This is a genomic window from Spirosoma fluminis, assembly GCF_054778895.1.
This window is the reverse complement of sequence record NZ_BAAGZD010000007.1, coordinates 170845-193370: the sequence shown is the minus strand read 5'-3', so window position 1 is coordinate 193370 and position 22526 is coordinate 170845. Positions and strand designations below refer to the sequence as shown.

The following is a 22526-nucleotide window of genomic DNA, read 5'->3' as shown; positions in this document are numbered from 1 at the left end:
TTTGAAAGAGCGAATGAGTGAATGAGCGAAAGAGTGAGTATTCTGCATGTGGTGTCAGGTTCTCAAAGCCGGTATCACCTTACTGTATATTTTAAAGAGTGGATGAGCGCTGGAGCGCTTATGTATTCACTATTTCACTCTTTAATTAAGTACTGGGTTCATGCGGGAACTGGGCTCGTGCTTGTCTGAATCCACGTCGGGACCGTGCTGAATCTTTTTGTTCAGCAGGTACAGAAACAGGGCAAACAGCATGACGTAGATAAACGTGAACAAGATCAGGGAAGCTAGTACATGCTCAGCTTTGACCGCTTGCGACAGCGCGTTTGAGGTTCGGAGCAAACCATATACAACCCACGGCTGACGACCTACTTCGGCCGTGTACCAGCCAACCTGATTGGCAATCTGAGGCAACAGCACCGAAAAGACGAACACAACCATTAACCAGCGCGTCTGGAACAGCTTGTTCCGATACAGCATGAACAGACTGAACAAGGTCAGCGCAATCAATGTCATGCCGATTGCGACCATCAGATGGTACGTCTGAAAGACGAAGTTGACAGCCGTTGGGCGGTTTTCCGGGCGGATGCTGTTGAGGCCGGGAATTGGTTTCCTGAAGTCCTGATGCACCAGAAAGGACAAGCCACCCGGAATTTTAATACCCGACGTTTTCTGTTCTTTGGCGTTCACCCAGCCGACCAGGTACATATCGGCCGGGGCTGATTTCTCGAAGTGGCCTTCCATAGCCGCCAGCTTAGCGGGTTGGTATTTGGTAACGACCTCCGCCGATTGGTGCCCGGTAAACAACTGCCCCAGCGACGACACAGCCGCCACCCACAACGCAATTTTAAAGGCAGCCTGCGCATGAACGACGTGTTGTTTCTTAAGGATGTACCAGGCGCTGACACTCAGCACCAGGAACGAACCCGCCAGAAACGCCCCGATCAGTACATGTGAGTAGCGCTCGATAGACGATGGATTGAACACCATCGCCCAAAAATCGGTCACAATAGCGCGGGCCTGCAATCCCTTTCCTTCGATCCGGTAGCCCGAAGGCGTTTGCTGCCAGGAGTTAGCCACCACAATCCAGAGCGCCGAGAAAATCGAGCCAAGCGCGACCAGCACCGTAGCCATGAAGTGAACACGCGGACTCACCTTGTTCCAGCCGAAAACCAGAATACCCAGGAAAGCCGACTCCATCGCGAAAGCGAAAATTCCCTCAGCAGCCAGAGCCGAGCCGAAGATGTCGCCGACGTAGCGCGAGTACGTAGCCCAGTTGGTACCGAATTCAAACTCCATCACAATGCCCGTGGCAACGCCTATTCCAAAAATAAGCGCGTAAATTCTGACCCAAAAGCGGGTCAATTCTTCGTAAACCTTGTTTTTAGTTTTTAGATACAGTCCTTCCATAACCACCAGACAAACGCCAAGGCCGATACTCAAGGGCGGGTAGATGTAATGGAAAGCGATGGTGAACGCGAACTGTATGCGAGAGAGGAGCTCTACATTGTCCATACGTGTAGCGATAGCCGGGACAATCGCCAAAGCTGCACACCGACAACGCAGCCAGCAGCACAACTGACGAGGAAACTATCTATCGAAGGTACAACCGGAACGAATAGGAGAATCTTGGTTCAGACAAAGATTTTATAATTTATACAATCGTTTACATTCTCCAGATAGAAGCGCTACATTGACCATGCTGTCCTCTTAACTCTTCTGTTCGTGCAGCCGACTCGTCCGCATACTTTTTCTCAGCAAGCCCGCAACTACATCGTTGCTTTTTATCAGACGCAACGTAACGCGTTTGTAGTGATTGTTACGTTGCTGATCGCCTTTTATGTCCTGACGGGTCCCGACCAGGCGGAAGACATGATCGATGCCGTTATTTCGACAAAAGTCTTCAGTGAGCTGTTTCAATATATTCTATTCAGTACGTTCATCTGGAGCTGTGTCGTGTATGGCTGCACCCGCATGATTCTGCACATTTCACCGGTTGGATTACGCATTAATCGACAGTGTGATTGGCTATTACGCTGGCTGCCTAAACTAGGCGGTGTAATTCCGTCGCTGATCTTGGCTTATGCGTTTTGGGAACCTCGTCACTGGCATTTCTATCTACTGCTGCTCGAAAGCGGTTTGCTGCTGGTTTTATTCCTGTGGCTCGAAAAGAACGTAGTCGTTTTTGCCATACCAACTCGATGGAAGTTCTCAAACCGCTACACGAGTTTCAAACAAGACATTCGCGAGTTGTGGCGGCATCCGCTAGGCCGACGAGTCGTCACGGCTGGGCTTTCCTTGACGGTTATTTTGATTACGTTGTTCAGCTTGCCGGTTGAGTGGGAAATTGCCCGGCGGCTGCGTCCCACGGCCGTTATTATATTCGGTATTACGCTCTTTACGTTCTGGGGCAGCTTAGTGGTGTATTTCAATGACTATCGCTACCGTCCTTTGGTCCTGATTGTGTTCGCCTATTTCGTTCTTGTCAGCGCCTTCAACGATAACACAGCTGTACGGCAGATTGATGTACCCATCTCATCGAGTACCCAGCGCCCAACGGTGAAGGCGCATTTTGAGCAGTGGGTTGCCGCTCACCGCCTGGAAGACCACGATACCATTCCGCTTATTCTGGTAGCAGCTGAGGGTGGCGGCATCCGCGCGTTGAACTGGACCGCTGAAACCCTGATCCGACTCGATTCCATCATTCCGGGGTTTAGCCGCCATGTGTATGCACTTAGTGGTGTATCGGGCGGTGGGGTTGGTACCGTCTTTTACACAGCTTTTCTGCGCGACGTAGCCGAATCGCAGCGAATCAGCCGGTTCGACCGGTTTCGCAAGGTTATTCGCGACGATTACCTGTCGGGAGTATCGGCGGCTCTGTTGTTTCCCGAATCCGTTCAGCGAATCCTGCCTTTTCCCATCTCCTCCTTAGAACGGGCTAAATGGCTGGAAGACTCCTGGGCCGACTCGTACCACGACAATCTTGCGCTTAATACGCTCAACGAATCGTTAACCCAGTTATACCAGACGCCGGCCGGCTACAATTACAATCTGCCATCCCTGCTGTTGAACGGAACCTTGGCCGAATCGGGTCAGAAAATCATTACGTCGAACCTGAACCTTGATCCGAGCTACTTCAGGGATGTAGTATCGACGCTTGATATACTGGGTGCCGATGTGCCACTCAAAACGGCCGCGTCGCTGTGCAGTCGTTTTCCGGTGGTTACCAATGGTGGATTAATTCAAAAAGATACCGTTACCACCAGAAACAGAAAGCAGACGTACAGCGGACACGTAGTGGACGGCGGTTATTTCGACAATTCAGGCATTGAAACCTGTATGCAGTTGCTCAACAACCTTGTACCGTCTATTCGTCAGCTAGACGCGACCGAACACGTAAAAATCATTCCATACATAGTATTCATTCAGAATGGCAATACGGTCGGAAAACTACCTCGCAAACGGTCTGTCCTGCAGGAAATTCAGGTGCCATTGCTGGCTTTCTTCAATGCCTGGGATAACGGCTCCATCACCCGCGATTATATGTTCGACTCGTTTATGGATCGCTTTGCCAACCCTAAGACAAACTATCTCACCCTACGCCTGAAGTACAACAACAAATATCCGCTGGGCTGGTTTCTATCTGATAGCGTTGCCAGTAATTTGAGCAGACAGGCTACCGATTCAATCAGTTTAAACAACGAAAAGTTACGCGAACTTAAGCAGTCGTTTAGACGAATGGGCATAAATCCGGTTAGGTAGTTAACCAACCCGTTGTCGCCTTCAATCAACTGTCTTTCTCGCTAACTAATCCAATGTCCAGCCCTACCTTTTTGCTCTACGGTGCTAATGGCTATACGGCTCAATTAATCATCGGGCAGGCTGCCGCATTCGGACTAACTCCAACTCTGGCCGGTCGTAGTGAGACTAAACTGAAACCACTGGCCGACAAATTTGGTCTTACGTACCGAGTAGCTGACTTAGCGAATCAATCAGCCTTGGATAAGATACTCGTTGATGTACCCGTCGTTCTGCACTGCGCCGGTCCGTTTTCGAAAACAGCTGCACCAATGCAACAGGCCTGCCTACGAACCGGTACCCACTACCTCGACATTACCGGCGAAGTAGCCGTTTTTGAACAGGGAATGGCGCTTCATCAACAGGCACTTGAACGTAACGTCATGCTCATGTCGGGCGTAGGGTTCGACGTAGTACCCACCGACTGTATGGCTCGCTATCTGAAAGACCGGCTTCCTGACGCAACGCACTTGCAACTGGCGTTTGCGAATGAGGGCGGTGCACTTTCGCACGGCACCGCGCAGACAGCTCTCGAAGGCATGGGCGTCGGCGGTATGGTTCGGCAGGATGGCCAGCTCAAAACGGTCCCTTACGCTCATAAGACGCTATCCATCGATTTCGGTAATGGGCAAAATCTGCCCTGTATGGCCATTCCGTGGGGCGATGTAGCGACCGCTTTCTGGACTACAGGTATTCCAAACATCGAAACGTTCATGGGCTCATCGACGGGCCAGATCTGGCTGGCCAAGCTTGGGAATTACCTCGGCGGGTTACTACGTTATCGGGCGGTACAGTCATTCCTGCAAAAACGAATTAGCAGTACCGTTACAGGTCCTGATGAATCAACTCGACAACGAGCGAAAACCCACGTGTGGGGTAAAGTCTGGAACGAAGCCGGGCAAACTGTCGAAGCCCGGTTACACGGACCTGAAGGCTACACACTTACCGCTCAAACCGCCTTGCTGATTACCCAGAAAGTTTTGAATGGCAACTGGAAGGCGGGTTATCAGACGCCTGCTGGCCTATATGGCGCCGACTTAATTCTGAAAGTAGCCGGTACGACCCGCGACGATAAGATGTGAGTGTTGGCACACATAGCTTCAGGTGTTACATGTTAACTCCCGATGCATATTTAAGACAGTTGCGCAAATACGTTAGGTATCAATGAAGCACATCTGACTCGCCCTCTCTGCCGACTGGAATTGCCTGGTCACAACGTATAAGTTACTCAATGAGGCTGCCAAAGCCATGCGTATGCCCTGTAAACGCATTAGGCAGCAAGTACCCTCTTGACTCGCGGAAAGGATACTTACCGATCAGCGATTTTTCAACTCGTTGCATACCGCACGTTTTCAGCCGCCAAGGCTGACGTCAATCGAGAACAATCACCGACTTTCCAATGCTGTTACCCCGACGGGCTCCCTGGTAGGCTTCCCTGACGTTGGTGAGGGGATACGTCTTATCCAGCACGATCTGCAGGTCAGTTTCAGCTAGCTTCGCCAACGTATTGAGCCCTTCAGCGGTCGGTTTCACGATCAGGATTTTATGTTTTTGGCCGGAGAAGATGTTATTGATGAACGAAGTAATAAGTGCCACCGGAGAGGGAAGCGTACTGACAAAAACGGCTTTTCGCTTCATCAGGCTCTTGGCCTCGTTAAAGGACAGCTTGGTAGATAGGTCAATAACCGCGTCGAACTTCTGATTCAGGAGGTTAATAGGTTGCTTTGTGTAGTCAATTACGGTATCTGGGGCCCATTTTTGGGCTTCGGCAACGCCTTTCGTACTGACAACCGCCGTCACCCTGGCACCGCGTTTTTTGGCAATCTGCACGGCAAATATGCCAATCCCACCAGTAGCACCGTTGATCAATACGTCCTGGTTCGGACCGACTGCGGCCAGTTGGTCGATGATTTGCAGGGCTGACAGTCCGGTTACAGGAAGAGCAGCTGCCTTCTCAAACGAGATGTTAGCCGGTTTCAGGGTAATGTCGGTCTCTTTCAGGGCAACGTATTCGGCCAGTGCTCCACCTTTGAATACGTCCAGTAAGCCAATGACCGCATCGCCCACCTTGAAGCGTGTAACGGTGCTGCCCGTTTGTTCGACAATACCCGAGAAATCGATACCCACCGATTTAGGAAACTTAGAGCCCGACATCAGTTTCATTTCTCCGCCATACACTTTCCAATCCAAAGGATTGATCGAAACCGCTTTCACCCGGACCAGCAGCTGATCTTTCTCGATACCTGGCACTGCCTGCTCGACTAACTCCAGTACGCTTTCGTCGCCAAACTGGTTATAAATTACGTTTCTCATGATTTTTGTGAGTTTTAGGTTGAATAATAAGCCCGGTCACGGAAGAAGGCGCCGGGCCTTGTAGGAAGCTATACGAGTTGGGCCAACTCTTCCAATACAGGATAATCGGTGTAGCCTTGCGCCCCAGGGGTGTACAGGGTTATGTAGTCCACCTCATTTAAGGGACTGTTTTTTTCTATCCTCCTCATGAAGTCTGGGTTAGACAGGAAGCTTCTGCCAAAGGCTACCAAATCGGCCGACCCCTCCTGCAATTTGGCTTCGGCGGTTTCCGCGGTTAATCCATTACAGTAGATTAGCGTATTGAAAAAGGCCTTCCGGATCGCCTGATGCGTTTTCTGTGGTATCAAAAGGCTGTCAGAAATGTGAATGTAAGCGATGTCCAGGCGGTTCAATTCGCCACTCAGGTAAGCATAAGTCTGGTGTACGTCGGCCTCTTCGTATGCGGGCATATCGCTCAAGGTAGAATAGGGAGAAATGCGAAGGCCAATCTTAGCTGTACGAATATTTTGGCACCGTCCTCATGAACGCCCTTTGTGACAGCTTTCCAGCCTTCGACCTGCGCTTCGGAAAAATACCCGGAATACGTGGGTAGCCCAACCCTTCCGGGCTAGGTGAGGTACCTTCAGTAACGATCAAGCCAGCTCCGGAACGCTGCTTGTAATAGGTAGCCATTAATTCATTGGGGATATTATTCAGCGCCCGGCTGCGGGTCATCGGGGCCATAACGACATGGTTCTTTAACCTGAGTGCGCCTTTAATAAAAGGCATTACTAACTTTTTCATTGTCGTGTGTTTTAATTTCAACACAGCAAAGTTGGGACTGCTACAGACGGGGAAATAGCGCAAAAAGCCGAAAAAACAGTCGAATCCGACGAGGCCGGTTAAGCTGGATGACTACGCAGCAATGTGGTTTTAGCTGATTACCAGACAAGGCCGTGGATTGTAGGATCTGGTTTGTCTGATACGACTGATTTACGGTCACATCGGAATATTTTCCAACCTGAAGCCTTCCGAGCTTTGTGGCGTATTTACATCAGCTATCATGGAAAATCACAAAAAACCAATCACTGTAGGCGCTGACGAAGGGAAAAGCATTTCCGTGGTTGGCGGCACCTACCGAATTCTAGTCAGCGGGGAAGAAACAGGAGGAGCTTTCGCCACGATTGACATGCTTATCCCGCCCGGTGGTGGCCCTGGACCGCACGCCCACGCCGATTTTGAAGAATCCTTTTACGTGCTCGACGGCGAAATCGAAGTGAAATCCGAGTTTGGCCATTACACGGCGACTAAAGGATCATTTATTAACATTCCTAAAGGAGGTGTGGTGCATGCCTTTAGAAATAAGACTCAGCAAACGGCCCAGTTGCTTTGTACGGTGGTTCCTGCCGGTCTGGAAAGATTTTTTGAGGAAATCGGCCAGCCCGTTGCTGCGGGGCAGTTTCTTTCTCCACCACATTTCGACGAAGCAACCATTAAAAAACTACAGGCTACTGCTGCCAAGTACGGTCAGCAAGTATTCCCACCCAATTATCTGGGGTAACAATGGCGTTACGAATACGAGTACCGCTTCGGGTTCAGGCCATAATGCTTTTCAAATAGTCGGCTAAAGTGGCTCAAATTGGAAAAGCCCAGCTCATAGCCTACTTCGCCAACGGAATGTTTGCCCTGTTTCAGGAGGAAGGCGGCTTCTTCCATTCTGGCTTGCTGGTAATAATTATAAATCGTGTTGCCAAACGTCTGCTTGAAAAGCTGTTTTAGTTTGGTTTCGCTCATGGCTGCGACTTGTGCCAGTTCACGGATTACCGGCGGTACGCTCAGGTCGCTGATGATCTCATTCCGTACATACAGGAGTCTTTCCGCGTCGGCGCTGTTAATTGTTTGATGAGCAGCGCTTTCGCGTAAAGACAATTTATGGAAAACCAGATAAAGCAGTTCCTGCACTTTGATCTGCATATAGAAATTGCTCAGGGTATCATTCATATCCATGGCTGTCAGGTTTTTAAGCAACAGCTTGGTCTCGGCAGCCATGGATTCAAAAAAGAGAAAGGAATTGCCGCTGCCGGTTATAGTTTGAAGAACCGAATTAGGATCACTGACGGCTAATAATTCGGTTAAACGAGGTGGCTTTATGGCGACAACTACGTAATGAATCGTTTGATGGGCAGGAAAACGGATAGTCGAACTGAGATCGTTAGACGTAACCTGGATAGCCGACTCGTCGCGCTGAGAAAACAAGACCTGGGTGTCATCATTGAAAGCGATCTGGAGCGCCTGTTCGTTGTTGTAAAAAAACACGGTGATCAGGTCGTTTCCCTGGCCGGATGTACTGCGTTTAATGATCAGATCTTCCTTGAGACAGTAACGGTGTATGGTGATCTTAAAGTCCTGCCCGAATGATAATTTACGTATGTAACCCTGTCCAAGATAATCCGGTATCGTTAGGAGGCCATTCTGTACTGTTGCCTGTATGTGACGGGCAAAGTACGTCATAAAGTCAAAATCGGGTGTAGCGGTGAAGCTGAATAGCATGGCGACCGTAGGTTGCTGACGTTTAGCACTCTTTCAGAATCGTAATTTATAAGTACAGATTTAGATTTGAAAACCGTTCCCGTAAGCCAATAACGTTTCTGCTATCGTATTTTAGCGTTCGTTACACACGAATAGCATGAATACGTTACGCATCAACGGCCGCATCTGGCTCGAAACGACCTCCACCGACGCCACCGAACGATTCATGGGCATCGGCCGAATGGAGCTACTCGGCCATATTCAGCGTACCGGCTCAATCAACCAGGCGGCAAAAGCCATGCGTATGTCGTATAAGCGGGCCTGGGAACTGGTGCATTCCATGAACACCCAGGCCAATACCCCTTTAGTCGTGACCCAAACGGGGGGTGATAAAGGGGGCGGTGCCGTTGTCACCCCAGAGGGCGAAAAATACCTTACTCATTATCGGGGTCTTCACGAGCGGTTCCAGCAATTTCTGGCCAATGAATTAGCCAATCTTCCTGCCTGATCACTGTCCGTTTCTAAACCAAGTTTGTCCACTTACGGACATATCTTACTGGTTCAATACGCTATAAACAGGCGTTTCCAGCCTGTTCTGGCCTTTTAGCTAGTTTGGTCACAGATTTGTACGATAAAATATAAACTAATCCTCAAACCAATGCGTCGCACGTATCTAGGTGAGTTTGAAGAGATCGTTTTGCTCATGGTGGCTATCCTCGATGGGCAGGCGTATGGCGTTACGATATCGCAGGAGATCGAGCAACAAGTGGGTCGTTTGGTGACGTTCGGTACTGTACATAACACGTTGATTCGCTTAGAAGAAAAAGGATTCGTGACATCCGAGTTAGGCGGAGCTACTACCGAACGCGGAGGACGGCGCAAGCGCCTGTTCAGAGTCACAGCCCTGGGTAGCCGGGCACTGCAGGATATTCAGCAGCTCCGAAACGAGCTGTGGCAGCTGGTACCTCCCAATGCATTAAAGCTAAGCGGCCTATGAGCTCCTCCGGCGTACAACCACCGCGCTGGGCCGAGCGGCTGTTAATCTGGCTGCATCCTTCCAACACCCTGGAGGAAGTGCAGGGCGATCTGGATGAGTTATATGCCTATTGGCACCAACGCGCCGGTGAACCCCAGGCCACGCTTCGCTACGTACTCAATGTCTTATCCGTCTTGCCCCCACTCGTGCGCAGGCGCCCTCAACCTGACCATTATTCGCAACCGTCATCCGTTCATCCTGACATGATCCGCTCGTACATCAAAATCGCTTTGCGTAACCTCTGGAAAAGCCGGGGCTATGCAACTATCAACGTAACGGGTCTTGCCGTTGCGTTCTGCATCTGCGTGTTCCTGTTTCTGATCGCGTACCTACATCTAACGTATGACTCGTTTCACCAGGATGGCGACCGGATTTTCCAAACATATACCTTTTCAAACGACCCGGAAAAGCCAGTAAAGAGCGGTTCAGTGCCTTTACCACTGGCACCTGCCTTAAAGGTAGACTATCCTGAACTGGAAGCCGTTACCCGGGTTGTAGTCGGCCGGAAAAGCTTAGTAGAAGCGAATGGAAAGTATTTTGACAAATTGATCAATTATACCGACCCTGATTTTCTAAAGATGTTTTCGTTTCCGCTTGTTACTGGAAATCCGCAGACAGCCCTGCGCGGATTAGGCAGCATCGTTATCAGCGAAAACATGGCGAAAGACGTATTTGGGTCGGAAAACCCGATTGGCCAGCGCCTGCGAGTTGGTAACGATAACGATCGAAAAGACTTTATCGTAAGCGGTGTTATAACTGATGCTCCCGAAAATTCATCGGTCCGCTACGATGCTTTGGTGCGGATTGAAAACATCCCCAATTATCAGCGTAATAAAGACCAATGGAATGATAGAAACTTCACTGTGTTCGTTAAACTACCGGCTCAAATCAACCAGACTGAATTTGAAAACCGGTTGAAGCCGTTCGCCCACAAATATTTTCCGACCACGTTCGACGAACTTAGTCAGAAGAAAGCCAAGCCCGATCAGTATGGCGATGTGTTCGCGGTACGTTTGCAGAAGCTCTCCGATATTCATTTCAATCGCGAAATAGCCGGTAACAGAGGGACACCCGTTGCGGTGATATACGTATTGATGGGCTTAGCCTCCTTTATCCTGCTGATTGCCTGCATCAACTTCATCAACCTGAACATTGCCCGGTCGTTCACACGGGCGCGTGAGGTGGGCGTTCGCAAGTCGCTGGGTGCCCTGAAACGTGGCTTGTTCGTTCAGATCTGGAGCGAGTCCGTTCTTGTATGCATGGTGGGCTTTCTGGGCGGTTCGCTGCTGGCCTACCTGCTTATTCCCGCCTTTAACGCTACGTTCGGCTCCAGGCTTAATTTAGCGAATGCCTTTCAGCCAGGTTTTATCGCGTTGATGCTGGGGGTGATGCTGTTAGTTACGCTGGTTGCCGGTGGATATCCGGCCTGGCAAATGGCTAGGTTCAACGCAGTCGATGTGCTAAAAGGGAAATTGGCCGTCAAGCGGCCCGGCGTCCTGCGTAATTCGCTCATCGTTACTCAGTTTAGCTTATCTTGCTTACTAGCTTGCTGCACTATTATTGCCTATCAACAAGTCGGACATTTACGCCAGAGTCCACTGGGTTTCGACAAAGAGCAGGTCATTAGTATTCCAGTGGGTAATCAGGTGAACGGTCGTCAGGTGCTCGGACGCCTACGTAACAAGTTTGCCAACGACCCGACTATTCTAGCCATTACGGGGTCGGGGGTTAATCTGGGTAAGGGAAAAGACCACGTAACATCCAGAACAACCTTAGGCTTTACGTACAAGGGCAAGGATATAGCTACCGACTTGCTGCTGGTTGATTATGACTACCTGAAAACGCTGGACATCAAACTGGTTGCCGGACGTGACTTTAGCCGGGCTTATGCATCCGATTCGGTTAACCGGGTTCTGATCACGCAAAGTATGGCAAAGATGATGGGCAAAGAGAACCCCGTGGGTATGTTACTTGGCGATGATAATGACAGCACGGGCACTAAGTCACAGATCATTGGCGTAGTCTCCAATTTCCAATTGTATTCCATAGCCGACGAGGCCCGGCCAATCACTATGCATGTATCGAACACCGAACCAATCAGTTACATTTTCGTACGGGTGACACCGCAAAGTTTAGTTGGTTCGATGGAGAAACTAAAACAGGTATGGACCGAAATAGCCCCGCAGTCGGAGTTTATCGCATCCTTCCTGGATGAAAACGTCGATGCCTGGTACGACAATGAAGAACAACTGTCAAGAATTTTGAGCCTGGCATCGAGTATTGCCATTTTGCTGTCGTGCATCGGCTTGTTTGCGATAGCGCTACTCATGATTCAGCAGCGGACCAAAGAAATTGGCATTCGAAAAGTAATGGGAGCCAGCATTCCCGGCATTGTTCTGCTGCTGTCCCGCGACTTCGTCCGGTTAGTGTTAATAGCTCTCTGTATCGCGGTACCACTCGCCTGGTTCGGCATGCAGAAATGGTTGGATAACTACTCGCAGCGGATCGTGGTGAGCCCGTGGGTTTTCGTAGCCGTCGGCCTTTCGGCCGTCCTGATTGCCCTGATAACGATCAGTTTCCAAAGTATTCGGGCTGCGTTAATGAACCCGATTAAATCATTACGCTCCGAATAGCACAGTTCTTGAACGATTCTACTCATGAAACTTCTATTGATAACCCTGCTATTGGGCATCTGTCTGAGTACGAACGCCAGAGCCTATACGCCAACCTATCTCCGGACACGTATCTCCGACGACGGTACAATGCTTTTGATTCAAATAGACGCTTACAAAAACGGTCGTATGATTCATTTTAAGCAGACAACCGACGTATCAGGTCTAAACCGTCTGCAAACAGAACTGGTTATGTACCGCGCGTTCAACTCACAAGGCATATTCTTACCAGTTCACAAGATGCCTACACTGTGTACGATGGCTTTTGGTTTAGTGGCGCTGATTGGTATGCTGTTAATAGCGGTATACAGAATCAGACAAACCAGCCAGATGACTCAGGTACAGACCGTAACCAATTACTAAAACACTCTACCTGAATTTCCCGTAACTAAATATTTGTCTGTCAACCCAGCGTTATTTTCCTAAAAACAGAACGGGTCGTTATATTTCAGCAGAAATAACGATCCGATGAAGCCCCTTTTCTACTTTTTACTTCTACTCAGTCAACTCAGCAACGCGGGCACTCCGCCCGACAGCACTATAACGCCTACGGATTCGTTACGTAAAATTCAACTTACTGAAATTGTCGTAACGGCTTCGCGGATACCTGAAAATGTCTTAAAATCACCGGTAAGCATTGAACTGCTGGATGCTCGTCAGATCCGGCTGTCGGCCCAGCCTTCTTACTTCGACGCGATTGAAAATCTGAAGGGAGTTCAGCTGCTAACGTCCAGTTTAGGCTTCAAAGTGTACAACACGCGGGGCTTCGCCAACCCGACCAACGTTCGGTTTGTGCAGCTCGTCGACGGCATGGACAATCAGGCTCCGCATATCGGTGCTCCTATTGCCAATGCCCTGGCCCCGTCAGATCTGGATATTCAACGGGTCGAAATCGTACCGGGGGCAGCATCGGCGCTCTATGGTCTGAATGCGCTGAATGGCCTGGCGCAGCTGATCACTAAAGATCCGTTTACCTCGACTGGCCTGAGCATCAGCCAGAAAACAGGGGTTAACCACGTCAACGACCCGCTGGTTTCCGCTAAAGTCTACAGCGAGACAAGTCTACGGTACGCCAGGACGATTGGCTCTCAGATTGCCTTCAAAGTTAACCTGACGTATCAACGGGGCTACGACTGGATCGCCCGCGACGCTTCGGACCTCAACCCGAATGCAAACACTTCGTTGGGGCTGGTGGGCGCAGACAATCCCGGTCGTGATTTAGTAAATAACTACGGCGATGAATCGGCCAACCGGCGTTCGCTGACGCTCAACGGCAAGCGGTACGTAGTGGCCCGAACGGGTTATTTCGAAACCGAAACGGCCGATCTGCGACTAAACAACCTGCGGGGAGACGCAGCACTTTTCTGGCGTATCCGGCCTAATCTTACCGTTTCTTACCGCTACAAAGCCGCTACGCTTGACAATATCTACCAGCGCACAAACCGCTTTCGGCTCGACAACTACCGGCTCGATCAGCATGGCCTAACGCTGGAATCTCCATCCGTGCAGTTGCGCGTTTATCGAACTTCCGAGAACACGGGTGATTCCTACAACATCCGGTCAATGGCCGAAAATATTGACAAGTCGTTTAAATCGGACAACCAATGGTTCACTGATTTTACGAATCAGTTTAATGCCAGCACCCAGGCTGGTCAATCGGTCACGAATGCGCTTCAGACCGCTCGGACAACCGCCGACGCCGGGCGACCGCAACCGGGCACTGAAGCCTTTGAGACCCAGGTCGCCAAACGTCGCGACATCAATAACTGGGATATTGGTGCGGCCCTACGCGTAAAGTCGTGGATGTATCATGCGGAAGGACAGGTCGAACCTACACGGGTACTTTGGTCAGGCTTTCGCGAGAAAACAGGAATCAACCTATTGGCCGGATTCGATTACCGTCAGTACGTCGTTTTTCCCGATGGCAATTACTTTATCAATCCCGACGGAACAGACAAGAACCTGATTTATTTTAAAACAGGCGGGTTCGTGCAGGCATCCAGGTCGTTTTTCAACGAACGACTCAAAATAGCCGGCTCGTTACGTATCGATAAGAACCGCTACTTCGATGCTCGATTAAATCCACGCATTTCGGCGGTATTTTCGCCAACCGACGACCATAACTTCCGGCTGTCTTACCAGACCGGCTACCGGTTTCCATCGCTGTTCGAAGGGTTTTCCAACGTTAACTCGGGGGGCGTTAAGCGGGTTGGCGGCCTGAAAGTTATGTCGCAGGGTATTTTCGAGAATTCGTATCTCCGCACCTCAGTTGATGCCTTCCAGGCGGCTATCAATACCGATATTAACACCAACAAGCTGACTACAGATCAGGCCATTCAGAAGAACAAAAACTTATTGAAACCAAACACCTATACGTATTTGAAACCGGAACAGGTCAACAGCATTGAAGTTGGCTACAAAGGGTTATTTTTTACTAGAAAATTGTATGTAGACGTAGATTTTTACTACAACGTGTACCGCAACTTCATTGCCCAGGTTGAAGCTAACGTTCCCAAAGGTCGTAACCCTGACTCGCTGGCTTACGATTTGGCCGATCGTAATCAACAGGATCGTTACAGACTCTGGACAAACTCAAAAACAAAAGTGTATAACTACGGAGCGAGCCTGGGGTTCCGGTATTCGGCCGGACGTAACTGGGTATTGTCGAGCAATGCATCGTTCGCTCAGCTTGACCGTACGGACCAGGGCGACGGCCTGGAAGAAGCGTTTAATACACCTAAGTGGATTACAAACGTGAGTGTTGCAAACCCGTCTCTGTGGGGTAATCTGGGCTTTTCAGTCAATTACAAATACCAAAGTTCGTTCTTATGGCAATCGTCGCTGGCTACGGGTATCGTTCCGGCCATCAATACCTTCGACGCACAAATCAGCTACGCACTGACTAAGCCCAACATATCATTTAAACTTGGTGGTACTAATCTATTCAATCGACCGTACACGACCTTTACGGCTGGCCCGAGCGTGGGCGGCCTTTATTATCTGACGGTGGTGCTGACGGTACCTGAATGATTGGCGGTGTTTCAATGCTGAACCAATGCTTTACCAACGCGATCGATATGTTCCTGTAAAGCAGGTTCGTCAATCCGATTATAAAGTATCAGATCGAACTTAAACGGCAGTCCTAATTCATCAAGCGCTATAGAAACGGTTAGAAGATCATGAAGAGCCAGACGCGATCACCCTTTAAAGCAATATCGATATCTGAACCAGGCCGTTGAGTGCCTTTAGCCCGGGAGCCAAACAGAATAGCCTGTTGTATTCGTGGGTTCGCCACGATCGTATTGACGATGTCTAGTAGGTGGCTATCACTCAATCCATAGCGCATTTTAGTCTGTATCAAACAAAGATGACCGAGGTCCTTGCCGTTCAGTGTCTAACCGGGCGGCTACATCGTTGAGCAGATTAACATACTCATCTCTGACCGCTTCAGCAATTTCATTGGCCGTTTCTTCATTATAAGTGTGACTGGTTAAGTTACGGCTTTTACCCAGGCTAATCCATCTATACAACCATCCTGAAACGCTTGTTCAACAACAGGTTCTGGCCCTGCTATATCTGAATAGTCTTTATCTCTCAAAAAATCCTGAAATGTCTTCCAGGCTAATTCGTTGATGTATTCGAAGGCCTTTATTAATCCTTGCTCTTCCAGTTCGTTTAATTGACCCTTAGCAACGGATCTGTTAAGCTGCGATAACGCCTTGTTAAAATTAACGAACCGTTGCTGCCAACGAATATCCTGTTCTATAATCAAATTTATGACGTTCTGAAACAAAACGGCCCTAACGCATCGAGCTAGGGCCATTTTCCCGAAAGCTGATTTACTTCTTCGCGTACATCACCCGCCAGACAGTTCCCTGTACCGAATCGGTGATGTAAAGCGATCCGTCAGGCCCTTGAGCAAGCCCCATCGGGCGGTGTTTTGCGTCGCCGGGGCTAGCCAGATCCAGCTTACCTGCGTTGGCCGTTTCGCCGGGCTTACCTAACTCAGGCACACCCGCAAAATTCTCGGCGAATACTTCGTACTTACCCGATGGCCGGCCGTCTTTACCGAACGGAATGAAGGCAACAAAATAGCCGCCCTGCTTCATTGGAGCGCGGTTCCAGGAGCCGTGGAAGCAGACAAAAGCGCCGTTCTTATACCGGGCGGGGAAGGCGTTCGCGCCCCCGGTGCCTCCCGTATAGAACAAGACATCATTGGGTGCCCAGTGACCAGGGAACGCCATAATTGGTTTTTCTTTTCCGGCGCAGCGATCTTCCGTTTTGCCATCGCCACCGTACTCAGGCGCTAAGAACTTCTTACTCTTCGAATGGTCGTTATAACAATAAGGCCATCCAAAGTCAGACCCTTCTTTCACCATCAGAAACTCCTCCGAAGGCAATTCAGCGCTAATCGAGTCGGTGAACACACCACCCCAGTTGTTGAGGTTATCGCGGCCATGTTGCAGCGCATACAGGGTGTTGGTTGCGGTGTTCCAATCCAGCGCAACGGCGTTTCGGATACCCGTGGCGTAACGCTTCCCATCCGACTGGCGCTGGTTTTGCTTGTTGGCATCGAACACCCAGATACCCGCATAGTTTTCCAGGATGGGGCAGGGGTCCATCCCTTTCGAGCCTTTCTGCCGATCTTTTTCCTGACAGGCGTTTGAGGGCGCTCCAAAGTTGACAAACAGCCGACCGTCGGGCGAGAGGGCCAGCGACTTACTGGCGTGCTGGCGCTGGAGCGTTAGGCCCACCACAATCGGTTCAGCTGGTGTTGTTTCCATTACCTTGCCGTTGGTGAGCTTATAGCGATACACCGACGTATCGGACGACGCGTACAGATAGCCGTTATAGATACCCATGCCCGTACCGGGGTAGTTGCCGAACGTAACGGTTTGGTCGGCCCGGCCGTCGCCATTTGTGTCCCTTAGCTCAACAATGCCCTTTCCATCTTTCAGGCGTTCGAGCTTAACGAAGACCGTTCCCGTTGTGGGGTCTACGGCAGCATGACGAGCGCGGCCCAGGTTATCCGCGAAGGTCAGCGCCCGGAAGCCAGTTGCCAGTTTAAGACCTCCATTGTCGGGATCAGGGGCAGGCATTGTGGTCTTCGGTGACTTTGCCTTGGGCAGTTTTACAGGAGGGCCATCGTAGTGGCCAGCTAAGGCAATCGACGTAGTAGCAGCGAACAGGAGTAGGCTTACTTTCATAACAGGATGGTAATTAGTTTTGGGGCTTGATTTGTCTCGCGTGATGAACAGCCTGTTCCCCGCGAAAGTTTGGCGAGAGAAGCCGGTCATTAACAGTTACGTGTGCTGATGTAAAAGTAGCGCTCGTTTTTATTTCCGCGTTATTCAATACGTACCGAATGCGCTATCCTGGTTTGTAGCATACATTCGTCAATATCAATCCGTTTATTCATGAGTCAATCCACTACGTTAACCTGGGCCGAATTCGAACAGGTTGACATCCGTACGGGCACTATCATTACCGCCGAGCCATTCCCGCAGGCCCGTAAACCAGCGTATAAACTAACGATTGATTTCGGCGATTTCGGCATTAAACGAACTTCTGCACAACTGACGAAGCGGTATCAGCCTGAGGACCTCATCGGCAAACAGGTCGTAGCCGTGGTTAACTTTCCGCCTAAGCAGATTGCCAATTTTTTCAGTGAGTGCCTGGTTCTGGGCGCGGTTGCTGACGACGGAACCGTTACCCTACTCCAAACCGAACGCCCAACCCCGAATGGCTTACGTATCGCCTGAGTACAGGCTGCTTCCTGCCTTCTTTGCTGATCTGGCGATAGTATGCGTTAGCGTACCGGACTAGCGAGTCTGCCGAATAATAAATAAGCCAGGCAGCAATGGCTTATTCAGGGTAGTGTTGTTGCTTTTTTACGCGCTCTATTCGCTTAAACCCGCCAGCCGTTCGTTTACTCATTATGCGAAACGCTTTTTTTCTCACCGTACTGCTTTTTATCTCCCTAACCACTTCCGCCCAGCGCCGACGCGATGAGGATACCTCACATTACCGTACTGTACCGATTCCGGCGCACCTGATGCCCATTGAGCGAGCGTATGGGTCATCGTCGCTAGGCAGTGTTTATTACTACGGCGGCAAAAAGTTATCGTCACCCTATTCGCTGGAAGTACCTTTCTACGAGCTGAACGACCCCACGGTAAATCACCATTTTCAGACGTATCGCACCATGACCACGCTCGGGCGGCTGACGGCCCTGGTGCCTCTGGGCTATATTTTACTACGCAGCAGTAAAAACAATGCGACGTACTGGACGGTCTATGGTGGCTCGATTGCCGCTACGTTGGTCTTTACCATCATCGGTAATGGCCAGGTGAATAAAGCCGTGACCCGGTACAATGAGATGTTGCGTCAGCCCCGCGTTGGTCTGTCCGTATCGTCAGTGCCGTTAACCGGGCAAACGGCCGTAGGAGCCGGAATCGCCTGGGGATTTTAAGATTCTCATACCGATCTACCATCTACGGGCCTACGGTTGGCGCTTTTTTGTTAGCTTCGCCTACCTAACGATAGGCTTCATGAAAAAACAATTCCTTTCTGCTTTACTCATTTCATCATCAATCTCTGCTGTCGCCCAAACGACCATTAACCGCGATCCTCAAATCGCTGATCTGGTCGCCCAGGTCTCGGCCGATAGTCTGCGGGCGCACATCAATGGCTTGGTTGGCTTCGGAACCCGTCACACGCTGAGCACAACTACCGATCAAAAGAAAGGCATCGGTGCCGCCCGGCAATGGATACTGGGTAAATTCAATCAATATGCCAGACAATCGGGTGGACGCTTGACGGCTCAGCTCGATACGTGGACGTTACAACCCGACGGTCGTCGTATTGATAAACCGGCGGATATGGGCAACGTAATGGCCACGCTGAAAGGCACTGACCCCAACGATACGCGGGTGTTTCTGGTGCAGGGCCACATGGACAGCCGCGTAACAAACGTCATGAACCGCGATGCCAACGCCCCCGGTGCAAACGACGACGGTTCGGGGACGGCCGCCGTTATTGAACTCTGCCGCGTGATGAGCAAGTCGCAGTTTCCGGCAACCATCGTATTCGTTACGTTGACCGGCGAAGAACAGGGCCTGCTGGGCGCCGAACACCTCAGCGAGCGGGCTGTAAAGGAAAAATGGAACCTGGAGGCCGTGCTGAACAACGACATTATAGGGTCGAACAACAGCAACGAAACCCGCATCATCGACAATACGCGGCTACGCGTTTTCAGCGAGGGTTTACCCGGCAACCTGTTAAAAGATACGACCGGCCGCATTGGTCAGATTCGGCAGTTCGGCAACGAAAACGACGGAAAAGCGCGTAGCCTGGCCCGGTACCTGAAAGAAGTCGGTGAACGGTACGTGGAAAATATGGAGGTGGTGATGATTTACAGAAATGACCGCTATCTACGAGGGGGCGACCATACACCGTTCGTCCAACGCGGTTTCGCAGCCGTGCGTCTGACCGAAATGAACGAAAACTACGACCATCAGCATCAGGACCTACGTACTGAAAACGGTACTGAGTTTGGCGATTACGCCAAGTTTATGGATTTCGATTACCTCCGAAAAAACACGGCGGTTAACCTGGCTACGCTTGCTAACCTGGCAAAGGCACCGGCTGTACCACAAACGGTAACGATTGAAGTACGCAACCTGACCAACTCGACCGCACTCTACTGGAAAGCACCCACAACCGGGAAAGTGCGGGGTTACTACGTCCTGATGCGCGAAACGCACTGGCCCTTCTGGCAGAAGAAGTTCTTCACTAGCAAGCTGGGCATGACACTCCCGTATTCGAAAGACAATTATTACTTCGCCGTTCAGTCGGTCAGCGAAGATGGCAACGAAAGCTTGCCTGTGTTACCCCTTCCGAACCTGCGGTAAAGGCGCTTTTTTTACGGATAAATGTCCCTCTTTGCATCAGTAAGTCATATTTAGGCGTAATACTGGTTGTCTATCTAATTTTTTCGTAGTTTACAGCCATTAGTTCCCCATACTCCGAATCGTTAAATTCATTTATTATGAAGCGTTTTCTATATACATTTTGCCTTATAGCTTCACTGGTAGGATTAAATTCCTGTAAAAAAGATGAAGCGGCTCCTGCCCCGGCCGTTGTGGGTAAATGGTCGTCTGATTTCCTTCTGACAAGTGGTTTCGTAACTCCCTATACGGACAATAACGGACTAAAACTCAACCCGCTTCTTTATGGCATCAACGATGTGTATGACATAAAAGCTGATAAATCATTTGTGTTAACAGATCGTTCATCAGCAGTGATTCAGACTTTCCCCGGCACCTGGGATTATACAGGAACGGAGTTGAATCTTAAATATGATGACGGTAATACCGAAAAGCTAACCTATGACGCAACAAACGGTACTCCTCGGTTGGCATTCCCAGTTGTTGCCGTTTCTGATACGCTTCAAAACCCCACGACGAAGCTCAACGAAGTGGTGCGATACAACATTCAATTGATCTACAGTAAACAGTAACGTTCTTTTCGTTTAATTAGGTAGCAGCTAACGCAGCTCTTCCCTGGCCAATGATCATTCATCGGCCTTTTTTTGTGGTTGGTTAACGCGCTAGATCCGTAAAATGCTTTATATTCCTGGACGCTGTCGTTGCTACTCACCTTTCCCTATTTAGCAGGACGTATCTCTGAGCTTGCTCAATAGAACCAACCTGAACTTTGGTAACTCTCCACAGTATCAATGGCAACCAGCCATATTTTCTAAAATCAGACACAGATACATCAGCCATATTCTAAGTAGCTGCCTGAAACCGGCCCCAAAATCGATTTACAAATATCCTACTGTATAAATGACATTATAGTCTTGAAAATTTTACAAAATAGACTATTAATAAAATTTTCTCAGGTGTTTCTTAAAAAAGAATCACTTTTTTATTGTCAGATTTCGTAGATTCACAACGTACTAATAATGAAGGAGTTAGTTTTTGTTTTACTTTTATTTAATCTACGATAAATACAAAAAGAAGATGTCATCACAACTAACTCGCCGGGATTGGCTCCGGACTAGTGGCCTGTTGACCGCTGGTCTGGCTACGGGGCTGCGTTTTTCAAAAGCCGCTACGCTAAACACCTATAACCAATCCGTATTCGTTAATGAGTTCGCTCCGCTGGTCGCTCCGCCCGACATGCCTAAGCTTCGGGCCCGGCTGTTCGCCAACGAAAATCCGCACGGTATTGCGCCCAGTGCCAAAGACGCCCTCGTTAAAGCTACCGAACTCAGCAATCGGTACGCCTGGATGGAATTTGCTCAACTCAAGCAACTCATCGCAACGGATGATAGTGTAAAACCCGACAACATCATGATAGCACCTGGCTCATCGGATATTCTGATGGCGGCTGCAACGCACGTTGCTTCCAGTAAAGGAACAATCCTGACCAGCGTCATGACGTATGACGATCTGCTGGAGCGAGCGCAAAAGATGGGCGCTAAAGTTGTGGCGATGCCGATGACCAAAGACTACAAATTTGACCTGAACGCGATGAAGGCAGCCATTACGCCTGACGTCAAGATGGTCTATATCGTTAACCCCAATAACCCGACGGGTACCATTGTTCCAACGGCCGATCTGGAAGCGTTTTGCCGCGAGGTAGCGCCTAAAGTTCCGGTCTTTATCGACGAAGCCTATATCGATTTCTACGAACCCGCCGAGCGCCCAAAACTCGGAAAACTCGTTGCCGATGGTCTGAACGTAGTGCTGGCCCGGACATTCTCGAAAATCCACGGCTTTGCCGGTCTTCGTTTAGGGTACGCCATCGCCCAGCCCAACATGCTGAAAGCGCTGAAGCCGTACACCAACGGCGAATTTGCGGTCAGCATCACTACGTTGATGGCCGGCATTGCCAGCTACAAAGACACCGCCTGGCAGAACCATTGCCGCGCCGAAAACGCCAAAGCGCGAACTTATACGACCAAAGCCCTGACCGACATGGGCTACGAGGTAATTCCATCGAGCGCTAACTTCATGCTATTCCCCATTCGGATGAAACCGAAGTCATTCGAGAATCAGATGTTTGCGAACGGCATTGGCATTCAAACCCGCGAGTTCAACGGGCAGCCGTTCTGTCGGGTCAGCATCGGTACGATGGAGGAAATGGCCATGTTCATGGATGGATTTAAGAAAGTAGTGGGGTAATTAGTAAGA

Annotated in this window: 20 protein-coding genes and 1 pseudogene; 13 read left to right on the top strand and 8 right to left on the bottom strand. The window is 50.0% G+C overall.

All coding sequences use genetic code 11. The annotated features are described in order from the left end of the window. Nucleotides 1-141 precede the first annotated feature (141 nt). On the bottom strand, nt 142-1512 hold the full coding sequence (locus tag ACYVBJ_RS12425) for a cytochrome ubiquinol oxidase subunit I (protein WP_460982617.1): 1371 nt from the start codon (nt 1510-1512) through the stop codon (nt 142-144). Between the two features lie 210 nt (nt 1513-1722). Here ACYVBJ_RS12425 and ACYVBJ_RS12420 point away from each other — a divergent pair, with 210 nt between their 5' ends. Further along, nucleotides 1723-3759, top strand: coding sequence for a hypothetical protein (locus tag ACYVBJ_RS12420; RefSeq protein ID WP_460982616.1), 2037 nt, complete (start codon nt 1723-1725; stop codon nt 3757-3759). Nucleotides 3760-3812: 53 nt separating this feature from the next. Then, a complete protein-coding gene (locus ACYVBJ_RS12415; RefSeq protein WP_460982615.1) occupies nt 3813-4877 on the top strand; it encodes a saccharopine dehydrogenase family protein in 1065 nt (354 codons plus the stop codon). 289 nt (nt 4878-5166) lie between these two features. On the opposite strand, the gene ACYVBJ_RS12410 is transcribed toward ACYVBJ_RS12415, so the two are convergent. The 3 genes from ACYVBJ_RS12410 to ACYVBJ_RS12400 form a co-directional block, all read right to left on the bottom strand. Beyond that, the gene (locus ACYVBJ_RS12410) at nt 5167-6108 is read right to left on the bottom strand and encodes an NAD(P)-dependent alcohol dehydrogenase (protein WP_460982614.1); all 942 of its coding nucleotides are present in this window, start codon (nt 6106-6108) and stop codon (nt 5167-5169) included. A 68-nt stretch (nt 6109-6176) separates the two neighbouring features. Beyond that, nucleotides 6177-6557 (bottom strand): oxidoreductase, encoded by a 381-nt coding sequence (locus tag ACYVBJ_RS12405; RefSeq protein ID WP_460982613.1) that lies wholly within the window; start codon nt 6555-6557, stop codon nt 6177-6179. 40 nt (nt 6558-6597) lie between these two features. Further along, on the bottom strand, nt 6598-6891 hold the full coding sequence (locus ACYVBJ_RS12400; protein WP_460982612.1) for an oxidoreductase: 294 nt from the start codon (nt 6889-6891) through the stop codon (nt 6598-6600). A gap of 259 nt (nt 6892-7150) precedes the next feature. Here ACYVBJ_RS12400 and ACYVBJ_RS12395 point away from each other — a divergent pair, with 259 nt between their 5' ends. Further along, entirely contained in the window at nt 7151-7648 is a 498-nt protein-coding gene (locus tag ACYVBJ_RS12395) for a cupin domain-containing protein (RefSeq protein ID WP_460982611.1), read from the top strand. 8 nt (nt 7649-7656) lie between these two features. Here ACYVBJ_RS12395 and ACYVBJ_RS12390 read toward each other — a convergent pair whose 3' ends face one another. Then, nucleotides 7657-8637, bottom strand: coding sequence for a helix-turn-helix transcriptional regulator (locus tag ACYVBJ_RS12390; RefSeq protein WP_460982610.1), 981 nt, complete (start codon nt 8635-8637; stop codon nt 7657-7659). Nucleotides 8638-8773: 136 nt separating this feature from the next. Between ACYVBJ_RS12390 and ACYVBJ_RS12385 the strand changes: the two genes are divergently transcribed. From ACYVBJ_RS12385 to ACYVBJ_RS12365, 5 genes are all read left to right on the top strand, one after another. Continuing rightward, nucleotides 8774-9124 carry a winged helix-turn-helix domain-containing protein gene (locus tag ACYVBJ_RS12385; RefSeq protein WP_460982609.1) on the top strand — a complete coding sequence of 117 codons (351 nt, stop codon included), beginning with the start codon at nt 8774-8776 and terminating at the stop codon, nt 9122-9124. Nucleotides 9125-9274: 150 nt separating this feature from the next. Continuing rightward, nucleotides 9275-9613, top strand: coding sequence for a PadR family transcriptional regulator (locus ACYVBJ_RS12380; RefSeq protein WP_460982608.1), 339 nt, complete (start codon nt 9275-9277; stop codon nt 9611-9613). Then, nucleotides 9610-12285 (top strand): ABC transporter permease, encoded by a 2676-nt coding sequence (locus tag ACYVBJ_RS12375; RefSeq protein WP_460982607.1) that lies wholly within the window; start codon nt 9610-9612, stop codon nt 12283-12285. The genes ACYVBJ_RS12380 and ACYVBJ_RS12375 overlap by 4 nt, the downstream gene beginning before the upstream one ends. A 24-nt stretch (nt 12286-12309) precedes the next feature. Beyond that, a complete protein-coding gene (locus ACYVBJ_RS12370; protein ID WP_460982606.1) occupies nt 12310-12687 on the top strand; it encodes a hypothetical protein in 378 nt (125 codons plus the stop codon). 105 nt (nt 12688-12792) lie between these two features. Continuing rightward, entirely contained in the window at nt 12793-15354 is a 2562-nt protein-coding gene (locus ACYVBJ_RS12365; protein ID WP_460982605.1) for a TonB-dependent receptor plug domain-containing protein, read from the top strand. Nucleotides 15355-15493: 139 nt separating this feature from the next. Here the strand turns inward: ACYVBJ_RS12365 and ACYVBJ_RS12360 are convergent, their stop codons facing one another. The 3 genes and pseudogenes from ACYVBJ_RS12360 to ACYVBJ_RS12350 form a co-directional block, all read right to left on the bottom strand. Continuing rightward, complete coding sequence (locus ACYVBJ_RS12360; RefSeq protein WP_460982604.1) at nt 15494-15670, bottom strand: nucleotidyltransferase domain-containing protein; 177 nt, start codon at nt 15668-15670, stop codon at nt 15494-15496. Between the two features lies 1 nt (nt 15671). After that, nucleotides 15672-16147: pseudogene (locus ACYVBJ_RS12355) on the bottom strand (HI0074 family nucleotidyltransferase substrate-binding subunit). Between the two features lie 16 nt (nt 16148-16163). Further along, entirely contained in the window at nt 16164-17531 is a 1368-nt protein-coding gene (locus ACYVBJ_RS12350; RefSeq protein ID WP_460982603.1) for a PQQ-dependent sugar dehydrogenase, read from the bottom strand. A gap of 210 nt (nt 17532-17741) precedes the next feature. Between ACYVBJ_RS12350 and ACYVBJ_RS12345 the strand changes: the two genes are divergently transcribed. From ACYVBJ_RS12345 to ACYVBJ_RS12325, 5 genes are all read left to right on the top strand, one after another. Next, a complete protein-coding gene (locus tag ACYVBJ_RS12345) occupies nt 17742-18086 on the top strand; it encodes a tRNA-binding protein (protein ID WP_460982602.1) in 345 nt (114 codons plus the stop codon). Between the two features lie 176 nt (nt 18087-18262). Next, nucleotides 18263-18796, top strand: coding sequence for a hypothetical protein (locus ACYVBJ_RS12340; protein WP_460982601.1), 534 nt, complete (start codon nt 18263-18265; stop codon nt 18794-18796). 79 nt (nt 18797-18875) lie between these two features. Further along, entirely contained in the window at nt 18876-20237 is a 1362-nt protein-coding gene (locus ACYVBJ_RS12335; RefSeq protein WP_460982600.1) for a M20/M25/M40 family metallo-hydrolase, read from the top strand. Nucleotides 20238-20374: 137 nt separating this feature from the next. Then, nucleotides 20375-20845 (top strand): hypothetical protein, encoded by a 471-nt coding sequence (locus tag ACYVBJ_RS12330; protein WP_460982599.1) that lies wholly within the window; start codon nt 20375-20377, stop codon nt 20843-20845. A gap of 505 nt (nt 20846-21350) precedes the next feature. Next, nucleotides 21351-22517 (top strand): pyridoxal phosphate-dependent aminotransferase, encoded by a 1167-nt coding sequence (locus tag ACYVBJ_RS12325; protein ID WP_460982598.1) that lies wholly within the window; start codon nt 21351-21353, stop codon nt 22515-22517. Nucleotides 22518-22526 lie beyond the last annotated feature (9 nt).

Coding starts and splice junctions, on each gene's coding strand:
- ACYVBJ_RS12350 (WP_460982603.1), bottom strand. CDS start 17,531: ATGAAAGTAAGCCTACTCCTGTTCGCTGCTACTACGTCGATTGCCTTA.
- ACYVBJ_RS12370 (WP_460982606.1), top strand. CDS start 12,310: ATGAAACTTCTATTGATAACCCTGCTATTGGGCATCTGTCTGAGTACG.
- ACYVBJ_RS12405 (WP_460982613.1), bottom strand. CDS start 6,557: ATGCCCGCATACGAAGAGGCCGACGTACACCAGACTTATGCTTACCTG.
- ACYVBJ_RS12385 (WP_460982609.1), top strand. CDS start 8,774: ATGAATACGTTACGCATCAACGGCCGCATCTGGCTCGAAACGACCTCC.
- ACYVBJ_RS12375 (WP_460982607.1), top strand. CDS start 9,610: ATGAGCTCCTCCGGCGTACAACCACCGCGCTGGGCCGAGCGGCTGTTA.
- ACYVBJ_RS12325 (WP_460982598.1), top strand. CDS start 21,351: ATGTCATCACAACTAACTCGCCGGGATTGGCTCCGGACTAGTGGCCTG.
- ACYVBJ_RS12395 (WP_460982611.1), top strand. CDS start 7,151: ATGGAAAATCACAAAAAACCAATCACTGTAGGCGCTGACGAAGGGAAA.
- ACYVBJ_RS12360 (WP_460982604.1), bottom strand. CDS start 15,670: ATGCGCTATGGATTGAGTGATAGCCACCTACTAGACATCGTCAATACG.
- ACYVBJ_RS12340 (WP_460982601.1), top strand. CDS start 18,263: ATGCGAAACGCTTTTTTTCTCACCGTACTGCTTTTTATCTCCCTAACC.
- ACYVBJ_RS12400 (WP_460982612.1), bottom strand. CDS start 6,891: ATGAAAAAGTTAGTAATGCCTTTTATTAAAGGCGCACTCAGGTTAAAG.
- ACYVBJ_RS12380 (WP_460982608.1), top strand. CDS start 9,275: ATGCGTCGCACGTATCTAGGTGAGTTTGAAGAGATCGTTTTGCTCATG.
- ACYVBJ_RS12335 (WP_460982600.1), top strand. CDS start 18,876: ATGAAAAAACAATTCCTTTCTGCTTTACTCATTTCATCATCAATCTCT.
- ACYVBJ_RS12330 (WP_460982599.1), top strand. CDS start 20,375: ATGAAGCGTTTTCTATATACATTTTGCCTTATAGCTTCACTGGTAGGA.
- ACYVBJ_RS12345 (WP_460982602.1), top strand. CDS start 17,742: ATGAGTCAATCCACTACGTTAACCTGGGCCGAATTCGAACAGGTTGAC.
- ACYVBJ_RS12410 (WP_460982614.1), bottom strand. CDS start 6,108: ATGAGAAACGTAATTTATAACCAGTTTGGCGACGAAAGCGTACTGGAG.
- ACYVBJ_RS12390 (WP_460982610.1), bottom strand. CDS start 8,637: ATGCTATTCAGCTTCACCGCTACACCCGATTTTGACTTTATGACGTAC.
- ACYVBJ_RS12425 (WP_460982617.1), bottom strand. CDS start 1,512: ATGGACAATGTAGAGCTCCTCTCTCGCATACAGTTCGCGTTCACCATC.
- ACYVBJ_RS12365 (WP_460982605.1), top strand. CDS start 12,793: ATGAAGCCCCTTTTCTACTTTTTACTTCTACTCAGTCAACTCAGCAAC.
- ACYVBJ_RS12415 (WP_460982615.1), top strand. CDS start 3,813: ATGTCCAGCCCTACCTTTTTGCTCTACGGTGCTAATGGCTATACGGCT.